The organism is Acidobacteriota bacterium (assembly GCA_040754075.1).
In the GTDB taxonomy this organism is placed as follows: domain Bacteria; phylum Acidobacteriota; class Blastocatellia; order UBA7656; family UBA7656; genus JBFMDH01.
Genome location: JBFMDH010000003.1, coordinates 79,598 through 93,841 on the forward strand (window position 1 = coordinate 79,598; position 14,244 = coordinate 93,841).

A 14,244-nucleotide genomic window follows, 5' to 3' on the forward strand; every position below is an offset into this window, starting at 1 on the left:
AACATTAACCGAACATTGCCGAGGGCGGATAATTCGGGAAACGGTTGCCGCCCGGCATCATCGGCGACGAGGGTTGGCTCTTGATTTTGAATTGCGAGACCGCTTGATTCAATTGCTCCGAAAGATCCGCCATGCCTTGCAAGGTTTGCACGGTTTCGTGAACCCCTGTTGAGGTTTCCATCGTGATTCCTGAAATCGTCTGCATGGCGCTCGCCAGGTTCGTGGTGATGCGCGCCTGTTCATCCGACGATGTCGAAATCTCTTCGATTAAAACCGTAGATAACTGCACGGCTTCGGAAATTTCTTTGAGCGCGTTGGAGGCTTCTTCGGCGACCTCCGTGCCGCCTTGAACCTTTTTGCAACCCGCTTCCATCGCTGAGGCAACCCCGGCAATTTCGCTCTGTACGGTTTTAATTAAATTGGCAACATCTTTGGTGGCTTGCGAGGTTCGTTCGGCAAGTTTGCGAATTTCATCGGCGACGACGCTGAAACCGACACCGGCTTGCCCGGCGTGAGCCGCTTCGATTGCCGCATTCAATGCCAACAAATTGGTCTGCGCGGCGATGTCATCAATCATGTCAATAATTTCGGAAACCTGTGTGCTGCGGGTGCCGAGCACCTCCATCTTTTCAGCGGTTTCGAGAACCGCAGTTTCAATCTCGCGCATGGCATCGGTGGCAAATTGCACCGAGCGGTCGCCTTTTTGAGCAATCTCTAAAGCGCGTTGCGCTGCATCAACCGATTGACTGGCATTTCTTGAAACCTGGGTCATTGACGCGGCAATCTCTTCGACGGATTTCGAGGTGTGACTGATTTCGTCTGCCTGACGTTGCGAACCGACGGCAATCTGTTCGGACGCGGCAAGAATTTCAATGGCGCTTGAGGAAACCGTCAAGCTGATGTTTTGCACTTCGGTCAACATCCGGCTGAAATTATCCAACATGCGATTGACTTCGCCGATGATTCTGCCGAGGGTGTCTTCGCCGGGATTGGCGCGCATGGTTAAATCGCCCTGTGAAACTGCGGAAGCGATATTAAGAAATCCTTTGAGGTTTTCTTCCAATGCCTTTTCGGCTTCTCGCCGTTCGGTAATATCGCGCAACAAGCCGCGAAAGCCAATGGCTTGCCCTTCGAGATTTTTTACCAGCGACACGGAAGCTTCAACGGTTCTTGCCGTCCCATCTTTTTGTATAATCGGATAAGAGAAATTGCGTTTGGCGGTGTTGGTGCGAAAGACTTCATTGAAACCCTTCTTGACCTCTGCGGCGACCTCGGCATCGGTGTATGCCGCATAATGCAAGCCCAGCATTTCTTCGGCAGGGTAGCCGAAAAGTTTTAAGGTCGCTTCATTAAAAAAGATCACCCTTCCGGCAAGGTCAACTTCGTAATAGGCATCTTCGATATTGGCGAGAATGTCGCGGAATTTGGATTCCGATTCCTGTAACGACCGGTTGATTTCCGTATGCTCCTGTATGCGGTTTTCCAATTGCTCATTGGTGGCGAGGAGTTCTTCATTGGCAGCGCGCAATTTTTCCTGAGCGACCAGTAATTCGTGATTGGCGGCGCGCGAAGCTTCCTGAGCCGCATTCAATTCGTGATTGGCGGCGCGCAATTCTTCATGCGCCAGGTTGATTTCCAGATTTGAAGCCCGCAATTGTTCCTGAGCGAGGCTTAATTCTTTGATGGATTCATCGCGTTCATGTGCCTGAGTATCCAGACGTTTTTTCGCTTGCCAGCCGTAAAACGTCGCCGCGCAAATCAATACCAGTACCAGTAGCGCAATCAAATATTCGAGTTTCTGGACGCTCGCCGTATGCTGTCTGTCCTCGTCAAAAAGTTTTTGTTGAATGCCGGTGACCGTCAAGCGCAGTTGTTCGATGGCAGCGCCCAGTGCCGCATATTTCCGATCCATAGTCGCCATGCGTTGTCCGGCAAGCTGGGGTTGATTTTGCCGGAAATAAGTGAAGATGCGGCTGGCTTCGTCGGTCATCTCAGTCATTGCCAGTTGCACGGCGCTCAGATTGTCATTGATGCGCGCAACCTCTGCGCTCACTGTCGGATGGGGATTTGCCATTTGCGCTTTGGCTTCGCGTTCAAGCCTGGAAAGGTGATTGTTGAAATTATACAAAGCCTCGCGCATACGGTTTTCTTCACCTTCAACATTGAGCGAGTCGAAAACATCGTTACCGGGCGCGTTCACAGCGGTGGCGAAGGTAGCAAGTTTGAGATAATCCGAAAGCCTGGTCGCCCATTCCTGATTATTTTTAATCGAATTTTCATAGTTGCTGACAATCTGATGGTTGATCAGTAAACTGAAAACCACTGTGCAAATCGAAAACCCGACGACGAGAAAATAGACGTGATGCAAACGGGTTTTTTTGTTTGGTGAAACCACCAATCCATCATTGACTGACTCTTGCTGCATGGCGCACCCTCCTATCGGGATGATTGCTCGAAGTCGGATTACTTCGAGAAAAAGGCGAAGAGAGCAAAGGGCTGAATGACCCCAATGGGGTTTTCAACAAAGTATTGGGTATTGCTTGAAATAATCGAAAAAGAAAACCGTTATGATGATTACTGAAAAAGGTTTTCCGGTTCAGACAGCAATTTTAATGGAGGCAGACACCCCTGATTCGCAGGGCTTAAAGCTCAGACAGTCGCTTTCGTAAACTTTGCTTAATTCTCGCCGAATGACGGATAAAGTCAACGCTTTTCTTGATTCACCGGGATGCCGGTGAAATTCTACCTTAAACCGTAAGCGAAGGTTTGCAGCACGCCTGAGATCAGCTTGGGAAAAATGACCGCGAAGCAATGAATCCTCCTAAATCTGTATGGTCTGCCTGACCTGGGCGTAAACCTTCCCGTTGATTCATGAGCGCAACGGTTAATCAGTAAAACTTGAGGTGCTGACCGTTGCTGCAAGTGAGCTTGCGAATGCCCTGGGAATGCTTCAAAGCACGTTTATCGGTAAGTCGGTTAAGCTGAAATCCGGTTGACCGGATTTGCAAAAAACGGTTTTACGGGTACGCAAAAAGCCCTCTATAATTGAGGTTGATAAAGTTTGACACAAAGACCCCTCTACCCTATAGTGTGGAACTCTTTTAGCAACTGACTATTGGTTGTGGTCGTGCACAGCGATCACGGAGCAAAGCATGTTCAAATTAGAAAAACTTGAAATACACGGTTTTAAATCATTCGCAGATAAAACGACACTGATTTTCGGCGAAGGCATCACCGGCATCGTCGGTCCCAACGGCTGTGGCAAATGCGTAACCGGTGACACACTTATCACTTTAGCTGATGGACGCGATGTGCCGATTCGCCAACTGGTTGAGGATGCCATAGCAGACTCTGCCACTATTGAATTTTTCGATGATGGGTTAGTCGCACATGAAAACCCGCTTGGTATAGAGATTCTTACGCTCAATCCGGAGACCTTACGGCTTGAACCTCGCCCGGTCAAAGCCTTTGTGAAGCGAAAAACCACACCTTATCTTTTGCGGGTGCGCACACGTTCGGGACGCGAAGTCACGGCAACGCCCTATCATCCGTTGTTTACACTCGAAAATGGCGCACTGCGAACGCTGAAAGCCGAAGACTTAAAAAGCGGATTAAAAATTGCCGTTCCTCGTCGGTTGCCGGTTTCGAGCCGTCAGGTAAACATTGGTTCCCTCAATGAAGAGCGCGTAAGCAGCAATCGTAAATCAATTGAGCTACCGATGACCTTCACGCCAGAGTTGGCGCGATTTTTGGGCTTGTTGATTGCTGAAGGTCGAAATACCAGCGCCAATCAAGTGTGGTTTGTAAATTCCGATGAGGCGGTTATTAATGACTATGAGAGACTGGCAAATCAGCTTTTTGCGTTGGAAGTTCGTCGTAATCATTATAAACCTAATGCCGAAGATGCTTTGATTTACTCGCGGACATGGTGCAAAGCCCTTGAACAACTGTTTAATTTCCCGATTAATTCCGTCTCGGCGGAAAAAGAAATCCCCCAGCCCTTATTTGAATCCGATGAAGCAACCCAATGGGCATTTCTTTCAGGTCTCTTTGAAGGCGATGCTTATATCTCAGGAGTATCGCGTTACGGAAATCAACGCCCGCCCTACATAGAATTCGCGACAGCCAGTAAAAAGCTTGCCGAACAGGTGATGGCTTTGCTGCTTAGGCAAAACGTCTTTGCACTTCTCAGAAAGAAAGAAAAATACGCCAGCAACACAGTTGAAAAACGCCGGAAATTCTATTATTCGGTTTATATCTATGGAACCGAACAATTGCGCCACGTTGCTAACCACCTCTCATTTGTCGGCGAGAAAAAACAGGCGTTGCAAACCTTGCGTGAGTTACCCTCTGCCGCCAATCCCAATCAAGATGTAATTCCCGGTATCACCCACTTAGTTAAAGAAGCTGTCAAACTCGCTGGCGTGAAAATGAAACCTCATCGCCGCAATCATCCGAAACTTGCGGCTTATGTGGAAAATCGTTGTGATGCCAGCCGTGGCGGATTGCTTGAAGTTGTTGAACAAATTCAAAGACTAGGCGTGTCAACCCACCTTGCCCAAGCGCACCTCAATGCCATCAATAAATTGGCAACCTCTGATGTTTACTGGGACGAAATTGTCAGCATTGACCGGGTCGAACCGATTGACAAGTTTGTATATGACTTGAGCATTGATGAGACTCATAATTTTGTAGCAGGAAATATTATTGTTCATAACAGCAACGTTTCAGAATCCATCTCCTGGGTTTTAGGTGAACAATCGGCAAAGACCTTGCGTGGCGGCAAAATGGAAGATGTCATTTTTAACGGTACGCGCGACCGCAAACCGCAGGGCATGGCAGAAGTCGTCTTGACGCTCATCGCCACCCAGGATGTCGTGTCACGCGATGCGGATGAAGAACCGCAAAGCGACGAAGCCGAATATCAAGAGGCGTTAGAGAATGCCGAACGCGCCGCGGCTGTGGCAAAAACTCTGGTCGCTGAGTATGCCCCGAAAACTGAAGAAGCGCAGGCGGAACCCGCTTTGCAAACCGCCGAGGCAACTCAACCGGAAGCCACCGGAGCAACCGGCGATGCCAATGCTTTAGCAACTGAATCAACGGTTGAGAACCAAGTCAGCGCGTCGGTAAGTGAATCCCATCAAACCTCGCCTCTGGCTCTGGAAAATCAGCAATCGACAAATGACGCCGCAACCGCATCAACCGCCGTCGAATCGGCAACCGACACCAAAAGCGAATTGACCACAGCCCAATCCGCAATCGTAGAAGAAGCGAACGCCGACAAAAAAGCCAAAGTCAAACCGCGTAAACGTAAAGCGGTTTCCGTAATGGCAGGCGAACGCATCACCATCGGGCGCAGGCTCTATCGCACGGGCGACAGCGATTACCTGATGAACGGGCGACTCTGTTTGCTGCGCGACATTCAAGACCTGTTTGCCGGCACAGGGCTTGGCGGCGCGCATTATGCCATCATCGAACAGGGACGCATCGGGCAGATTCTGTCATCAAAACCTCTAGACCGCCGCGCGCTCATCGAAGAAGCCGCAGGCATCACCAAATTCAAATCGCGCAAACGCACGACCGAACTCCGTTTGGAATCTGCCAAACAGAATCTCACGCGACTCAATGACATCATCAGCGAAGTCGAACGACAGGTGAATAGCCTGAAACGACAGGCGCAAAAAGCGCGGCGCTACAAACGATTGCGTGAAGAGATGCGGGCGTTGCAATTTTCGGTTTACACGGCGGACTATTACCGTTTGAACGAAGCCGCTGAACGCCTGCTTGATGAACTCAACGCGGCTGAACAAAATCAACAACAACTCGACGCCTCGCTTGCCGAACTGGAAACCGAATATCGCGTCGTCGCGAGTGAATCGCGCACCGCCGAAGACAAGCTCACTGAACTCAAAGAAGAAGCCGCGACCATCGAACTCGAAGCCGACCGCATTCGCAACCGCCGCGCTTTTGAATCCAAACAGATTGACGAACTCACGGAGCGCATCGAAAAACTCAAAAGCGAACAACAGGAATTGGAAAATCGCCTGACGCAGATTGAATCCGAAAGCGAGCAGCGGTTGGCAAATTTACAGGCGCTCGAACAAGAACACGCCGCCACACAAGCGGAACTTCGCAACCATGAGAGCGATTATCAAACGGAAGTCGCGAAATTGCGCGAGGCGGAAAACGGCATAGAAGTTTTACGCCAGCAGTTGCTCAAAGAAATCGGTTCCACCGAACGGCTCAAAAATTTGCACACCAATCTCGAAGATGGCATCCGTCGGACGGATTTGCGTCTTGTCAATTTGGGCAATGAATTGGAAAAAGCCACCAGGCGACGCGACGAAGTTTCCGCTGAATATGTGCGTGTCGGTGATGAGGTTGAAGGCGGACGGCTGCATCTTGCAGAACTCACAACCAAAATCAATGAACGAACCCAGGCGTTTAACGAACTCCGCGAGCAAGCCAATACCAATAACAACGAATTGAATGTTCTGCGTTCGGAAATCGCCGCCGCCGAACACCGTTTGAAATCTCTGGAGGATTTGGATTCGCATCACGCCTATTATTCGGACGCCGTGCAACAGATACTTTCGCCCGAACAGCGCGCTCGCATGAATGCGCTCGGCACGCTTGCCGATTTCGTTGAAGTCGAACCGCAATATGAAATGTTAGTCGAAAGTTTGTTCAGCCGTGAATTGCAATGCGTTCTGGTGCCCACTATTGATGATGCGCTTGCCGGCGTTGAATTCATCAAATCGGAAGATTTGAGTCGCGGCGCTTTTCTGGTTGTCGGCTTGCACGGCGGCGAAGACGATTCATCGGAAAGTCGAGAGTCCGGAATCTGGAGTCTGGAGTCGCACGACGACAACGACGATGACAACGACAACAATAATGGCTTTAAGAGTCAGGATGCCGAATCAAAAGATGATGACCATAAATCTGATGAGCAACGACGCCAGACGCCAGACTCTCGACTCCAGACTTCTTATTTTGAACTCGAAGTTTTGAGCGCAATTGACCTGTTGGGACTTAGACCCGAAATCAAAGCGGTTGTTGAGCGCGCCTTCCCCGAACGTTGCGCAGCGTCCGTAGTGCCCGATATGGAAGCCGCTTTGCAGCTTTCGATTGAAAATCCGTCACGGGTTTATGTGACGCTCGAAGGCGAACAGGTCGTCAACGGTCGGTTGATTGTTACGGGTGGACAGGCTGGACAAAAAGGCACATCGCTGCTGGCGCTCAAACGCGAAATCAAACAACTGCGCGTGCAGACGCAAATTCTGCTCGAAGAAGAATCGCGCGCGGTTGCCGATTTGAGTGAAACCCAAAAACAACTTGAAATTATCGAAAATCAGAAACTATCGCTGGATAGCGAACTGCGCGAAAAAGAGAAAGAGGCTGCCGCCCGCGATTCGCATTTTGCGGCTTTAGCCAAAGAACTCGAACGCGCCGAACAGTACGTTCGGGTAGTCGAAGCGGAAATCGAACAGGCGCGTCTTGAACATCGGGATTTGCAATCGCGCATCGAACAGTTAGCCATTGAACTGACCGCCGCCGAAGCCTCGCGCAACAACGCTGAACAGGCAGTCACGGCGGCACAAGCGGCTTTTGTAGCGTTGCGCGCGGAAGTTGAACAATTTGCCGAACGCCTGTCGGCAATGCGCGCCGAAGTTGCCGCGCGCGCCGAACGCTTGCAGGGGGCGCGCACCGAAATGCGCCGCACCGAAACCGAAGCGCAGGAGTTGCAAGCTCGCATTAATCGCAATCGCACGGAAATTTATGAAAGCCACACGCGCATTGATGAACTTTCAACCTCGCACTTAGAAGGTGAAGACGCGGCTATCCGGTTCGATGAGGAACGCGCTACGCTGGTGGAAGCGATTCAAGCGGCGAGCGCACAGCTAATGACGGCGCGCGCCCGCACCGATGAACTCGAAAAGACCTTGAGCCAACTCCGCCAAGATGCGAACGTCGCGCGTGACCGCCGCAGCGCAACGGAAATCGAACTCACGCGGGTGAAATCCGACGCCGAGCATCTGTCACGCACCTGTTTTTCGGAACTGGCGATGACGCTTGAAGAAGTCGTCGCGAAACAGGCGTCAGGCGTCAGGCGTCAGGAGTCAGGCGTCGAAGCACAAGATTCATACGAAAACGGTGAATCCGTTGCACAACCGATTGCCGATGAAGCAACCGGCAACGCCGCGACCGGCGACCAGCCACCGGCTACCGATGACCAACCTTTCGACCTGGAAACCGCCAAGAGCCGTTTGGATGAATTGCGCGTCAAACTCGATGACATCGGCCCGGTGAATATGATGGCGCTTGAAGAACTGGAAGAAGCCGACGAACGTTTCAAGTTTTTATCCGAACAGCGCCGCGATATTCTCGAATCCATCAGCCTCACGGAAGAGACGCTTGCGGAAATCAAGCGCCGTTCGCGCGAACGTTTCCGTCACGCCTTCGCCCACATCAATGAAAATTTCCAACGGATGTTCGTTGAACTGTTTGGCGGCGGACGCGGCGAGATGATTTTGATTGATGAGGATGACGTTTTGGAATCGGGTATTGATATAATTGCTCAGCCGCCCGGCAAGCGTTTGCAAAATGTGATGCTGCTTTCAGGCGGTGAAAAAGCCATGTCGGCGATATCGCTCGTGCTCGCGATATTCCAGTATAAACCGTCGCCGTTTTGTATTCTCGACGAAGTCGATGCGCCGCTTGATGAAATGAACGTCGGACGTTTTGCCCAAAAGGTTGCAGAGATGAGCAACGAAACCCAATTCCTGGTCATCACCCACAACAAAACGACGATGGAAGCGGCGCAGGCGCTTTACGGCGTGACGATGGAAGAACCCGGCATATCCAAATTAGTATCGGTGAAATTTGAGTAGTATGAAAAAGGATTCAGGATTCAGGATTCAGGATTCAATTGAACGAAAGGTTCATTTTTTGAAAATTGCAAAAGCGCTGGTTGCTGTTTGCTGGTTGCTGTTTGTCGCGGGTCTTTCGCCCGCATTCGCTCAAGAAAAAAGCGAATCCGATGATTCGGCAACTTTGCAATTCAGCTACAAATTCGAGCAGCCGCGTTTCTGGATTTCGATTATTGACATTCAACTTGACGCAAACGGGGAAGGCGAACTCCGATTCAAACGCGGCGAAGAAGATGAATTGATTGATTTAAAAATGAAGGTGTTGCCCGCAACCCTCAGTCGCCTTCGCCAGCTTTACGAAAAAACCAATTTTCTCAACTCGGAAGAAAATTATCAGGATAAAAAAGACCACTCGAATTTGGGCACCGTCACCCTGCTGTTGTCATCCGGCAATCGTCAGCGACAGGCAAAGTTCAATTATACGCCGAATCTCGATATAAAAGAGATTGCCGAAATTTTTCGCGGACTTGCCACCCAGCGGATTCACCAACTCGATATAGAAAATGCCCAGCAATATCAACCGCTCGATATTCCCAAACGGCTCGAAGAGGTTGAAAACGATCTGCGGCTTGAGCGTATCACCGAACCGCCGCAACTCATACCCGTGCTTCGCGAAATTTCCAACAGTAATTTTGCTCCAATCATTGCCCGCAATCAGGCAAAACGCATCGTCGAAAGCATCGAAAAACAGAAGTATAAAACTCCAATCAGAGGAGAAAAATAATCGCCGGAGTCAGATGAAGCGCGGGCGTTTCTTATTGAATCGATAAATTAAACCGAGCATTTTTCTCGATTCGATTTTTCGCCTTACTAGAAAAACTTTGGCGGTTTGTTATAAAATTCGCCCGCACCCCGAGGCAGGATAAATTAATTTCATTCCTCACCGGACAGGTCTATGTTTATTCCCAAAGGCAAAGCGGTTTATGAGAACCTTGCAACCAGTTATGTGCTGGTTGACGCGCTGGTGGTTGATTTATGCGAAGGCGGATTTTCAGGGGTTATCGAAATCACTTTGCGCAACAGCGACAGCCGCATTCTGGTTGAAAGAGGCAATGTCTCTGCGATTATTGAAAAACCTGTCGGAGCCGAATTTAGCAAAACGACCATCATGAGTCTTGCAAAACGCGCGCGCGCGGAACGCGGACGGGTTTCGGTTTATGCTTATCCACCGGGGATTGCCGATTCCATTGCCGGTCGAATGATTGCCGAAGCGCTTTACACCAACCTCAGCACCGAATTTGCCGATATTGAAAAGTTGATTTTGAAACTCTGTCGCGAAGGTGATCGCGAATGGTTTGTCGAAGTCATAACCGGCGGCAAAGAAACCCTCATTCATATTGCCGATGAGCGTTATCGGATTATTTCTGAAAGCCAATTGGCAGAAGATCGCGTATCGCAGGCATTCGATAAAAACGATACTTCGCCGCTCGGTCAACTGGTTCAGGAATGTCATCGCGCAGGCGGTACATTTGATGTTTATTTCAAGTCGTTAAAATTCGATGAACCGGCAATTGAAAACCCGGCAACCGAAGAATCGTTGACAGCGCCGGGAGAACCGCCACTCCTGAATTCACAAGCCTCGTCAACCACTACCGATTCATCCGACATCGGTTCTGAAACGCCGAATGTGTCAGCACCGGTAATCGCTGAAAAAGATCAGACACCACTGGCAGTCGACGCGCAGAAGCTGAGCAGCAATCCGCCAAGCAATGAAATCATCACGCCTGCGGTTGAAAAAATCGAAGACCGTCAGTTTGCGCAAGCTCAGCAAAACCTTAATGAAACGCTGATAAACGAACCGGTTGTGGACATGGCATTAGCGGTTGAGTCGAAGGGCGCAAATCCAGCAATCAATAGCCAACCGTTAAATAAAATTTCCTCGCCACAGGCGGTTGCCTCATTGGGTGAAATCGAGAAAGCGACCCCGGTGCCGAGGGTTTTGCCGACACGTGAGTTGATGGCTTTGCCGGGCAACCTTGAAGAATTGGAAACCGCTATGAAAATGGCAGACCTTCGCCGATTGATGGGCAAAATCATCAAGACCATCGAAGAGGTCAATCGCGGCGTCGAACACCGGGACAATTTTCAAATGCACCTGCGCGCGGGACAGTTAAAGGTTGCCGAACAATTTCCTTTCCTTGATCCCTTCGGTTCGGAATTTGAATACTTGGACGGAGAAATCGTTTCGGTCGGCAAAATCGAACCGGAAGAATTCATCACCGGTCTTGAAGATGCCCTGATATTTGCGGTAACCGAAGCGACGCAAGCCAGCCCGCAACCCCTCAGATTGCGCTCCTTTATTGCCGAAGAGTTGAAAAATTTATTGGAGCGCAACCGCGAAGAATTTACCCACTATGAACTGGATGTTTCCATCAAACGCATCATTGGCCCACAGATGTGACAGCAAAATTCCAAAGAGAATCTGCAACTCGGTGTTAGTTTCCTGATTAACAATCAAGCCGTTGACATTCTTCGGTCAGGTAATCCCGCGCTTCCGCAAAAGCATACGCCTCATCACCGAACCGATGAATCCATTTCACATTGGGTTGCGCGCGCCACCAACTCAGTTGACGCTTGGCATAATGGCGGGTATCGAGTTTCATCTGATTGAGCGCGTCTTCAGGTGTGCGTTTGCCTTGCAGGTATTCGACGACACGGCGATAGCCATGCGCCTGAAAAGCTTTGGCATTTGGTGGGATGCCCGAACCTAAAAGCGCCTCGACCTCTTCGACCAAACCTCGTTCAAACATAATTTCAGCGCGGCGGTTGATTTTTTCATAGAGCCGGTCTCGCGGCGGATTGAGGGCAATGATACGAATGCGGCGCGCCAGCGCAGGCGGCGGCAGCAAATTTTTTTGCGCTACCGATATGCGTGTGCCGGTTTGCAGATAAAATTCGATGGCGCGCATCGCGCGCGACCAATCACGCGGGCTGATGGCGGCGGCGGCTTGCGGGTCTAGGCGTTTGAGAATGTCATGCAAATGTTCCGCGCCTTTTTTATCGCGCAGTTTTTCCAGGCGTTCACGCAAGGCTAAATCGGTTGGCGGCGCTTCAAAAATCGGATTCATGATGGCGCGCAGGTAAAACCCTGTGCCGCCGACCAGTAGCGCCATTCGCCCGCGCGCTTCAATCGCCGCGATGGTTTCCAGGGCAAGACGCGCAAAATCCCCGGCGGTAAAATTTTCGGTGGGTTCGACAATATCAATCAAATGATGCGGAATGCCGCACTGTTCTTCGGGTGGAACTTTAGCCGTAGCGACCTCGATGCCGCGATAGACCTGCACCGAATCGAGATTGATAATCTCGCCATCGAAATGTAGAGCGAGTTTGATACCTAAATCACTTTTGCCGGAAGCCGTCGGCCCGACAATTGCTGGAATAATCATATGAGTTCTTAAATTACCAGGACGTTTTGAATTTACCAGAAACCGATTAAAACCCAAATGGCTTCTGCCGGAGTGTAAATGACCAATACAAATCAAAATATTTGTTCGAGTGAAAAACCGGGTTTGGTGTAACCGTCTGCGTCAGGAAAGCGTCTAACTGACAGGAGAGATTTTCAAAAGCTGTTTTTTAGTAGAACAGAGTAGATTTAGCGCGAGGATAAAATGGCAGAGAGATTTAAAAAATTAATGGAATTTATTAAACGTCGCAACGCAGCAATCGCGGCAATCATATTGTTGGCTGCGGCTGGTGTAGCCGCTTTTTTCTTTTGGAATAACAAAGCCAGTGCCAGCGATTACATTACGGCAAAGGTTGAGCGTGGGAATGTTGAAGTGACCGTGTCGGCAACCGGCACGGTGCAGGCGGTGACCACCGTGCAGGTTGGTTCGCAGGTTTCCGGCACGGTGCAATGGCTTGGCGCGGATTTTAATACCGATGTTAAACGCGGGCAGGTGATTGCCAGGCTTGACCCGTCCATCATCCAGGCGCAGGTTGATAATGCGCGCGCCAATGTTGCCAACGCCGAAGCGGCAATTCAGGCAGCAGAAACCGAAATTACCAATCAACAGGCAAATCTGGCGGCTTCGCAGGCAAACCTGGAAGTCACCCGTGTACAACGCGACGATGCGGTTGCCGTGGTTAAACGTTATCAGGAAATTAAAGAGGTCATCGCCGGTCGCGATATTGAACTCGCGCAAGCCAACGCCAATGCTGCCGCGGCGCGTTATCAACAAGCCGCCGCACAGGTCAAACAGGTGCAGGCTGCGAATGCCTCTGCAAAAGCTAAACTTGCTCAATCGAAAGCTTCACTTGCACAAGCCAAAGCCCAGCTTGAACAATCCGCGGCTAACCTTGATCATACCATCATTACCTCACCGATTGATGGCGTCGTGATTTCGCGAAACGTCGATGTCGGACAAACGGTTGCCGCAAGTTTGCAAGCGCCCACGCTGTTTACGATTGCCAACGACCTGACCAAAATGCAGGTACTGGCTTCGATTGACGAAGCCGATGTCGGACAAATCAAACAGGGCATCAAAGCCAATTTCACGGTCGATGCGTTTCCCAATGAAACCTTCACCGGTGAAATCACCCAGTTGCGGTTGAATGCCCAGACACTGCAAAACGTCGTCACTTACAGTGCGGTGATCGAGGTCGCAAATCCCGATTTGAAATTGCGTCCGGGAATGACCACGAATATCACTATTCCGGTGGCGCGACGCGAGAATGTGTTGACGGTTCCGAATGCGGCGCTGAGATTCAAACCAACGCTTTCGGAAAAAGAGGAACAGGATTTACGCGCAAAGATGGAAGAGCGTCGCAAACAACGCGAAGCTGAACGCGGCGGTCAGGAAGGTCAGGCGCAGCCTACAGGCGAACAGGCAACGCCAGCAACCGCACAGGAAGGAGCGCAAAGCGGAGAACGTCGCGGCAACCGCAATGGTCAACCATCGCCCGCGCCTCAAGCAGGGCAGGCAAACCAACAAGGACAGCAAAGCCAATCTCCGCAAAGCGGCGCAGGTGAACAACAGACCGGACAGCAAAGCGGGCAACGCCGACAAGGTGGACAAATGGTTTGGGTGCTGACGGGTACGAAAACCATTGAACCGCGATTTGTGCGCACGGGACTCACAAACGGGCGAATGACGGAAATCATCGCCGGGGATTTACATGAAGGCGATACCATCGTCACAGGTCAAAACGATACGGGCAACAGCAATCGCCCGCAACAAACAACTTCGCCGTTCAATCAAAGAGGTCCAACGCCGGGACGCGGAAGATAGGAAGTTAGGATTCAGGAAGAAGAAAGTATGAAGTAGGAACGATGAACGATGAACAAAAAGAATTTCACCTTGTTCATCCTTCAGCC

Annotated in this window: 6 protein-coding genes; 4 read left to right on the forward strand and 2 right to left on the reverse strand. The window is 50.5% G+C overall.

What is annotated here, in order from left to right:
• Nucleotides 1-4: 4 nt before the first annotated feature.
• A complete protein-coding gene (locus AB1757_04215) occupies nt 5-2,425 on the reverse strand; it encodes a methyl-accepting chemotaxis protein (protein ID MEW6126246.1) in 2,421 nt (806 codons plus the stop codon).
• Nucleotides 2,426-3,152: 727 nt separating this feature from the next.
• Between AB1757_04215 and AB1757_04220 the strand changes: the two genes are divergently transcribed.
• The 3 genes from AB1757_04220 (at nt 3,153) to AB1757_04230 (ending at nt 11,331) form a co-directional block, all read left to right on the forward strand.
• Nucleotides 3,153-8,891, forward strand: a complete 5,739-nt coding sequence (locus AB1757_04220) for an LAGLIDADG family homing endonuclease (GenBank protein MEW6126247.1) — start codon at nt 3,153-3,155, stop codon at nt 8,889-8,891.
• A gap of 58 nt (nt 8,892-8,949) precedes the next feature.
• Nucleotides 8,950-9,654, forward strand: coding sequence for a hypothetical protein (locus AB1757_04225; protein MEW6126248.1), 705 nt, complete (start codon nt 8,950-8,952; stop codon nt 9,652-9,654).
• A 171-nt stretch (nt 9,655-9,825) separates the two neighbouring features.
• Nucleotides 9,826-11,331 (forward strand): hypothetical protein, encoded by a 1,506-nt coding sequence (locus tag AB1757_04230; GenBank protein MEW6126249.1) that lies wholly within the window; start codon nt 9,826-9,828, stop codon nt 11,329-11,331.
• Nucleotides 11,332-11,377: 46 nt separating this feature from the next.
• Here AB1757_04230 and miaA read toward each other — a convergent pair whose 3' ends face one another.
• Nucleotides 11,378-12,316, reverse strand: a complete 939-nt coding sequence (gene miaA, locus AB1757_04235) for a tRNA (adenosine(37)-N6)-dimethylallyltransferase MiaA (GenBank protein ID MEW6126250.1) — start codon at nt 12,314-12,316, stop codon at nt 11,378-11,380.
• A gap of 222 nt (nt 12,317-12,538) precedes the next feature.
• Here miaA and AB1757_04240 point away from each other — a divergent pair, with 222 nt between their 5' ends.
• Nucleotides 12,539-14,158, forward strand: coding sequence for an efflux RND transporter periplasmic adaptor subunit (locus AB1757_04240; protein MEW6126251.1), 1,620 nt, complete (start codon nt 12,539-12,541; stop codon nt 14,156-14,158).
• Nucleotides 14,159-14,244: the final 86 nt, after the last annotated feature.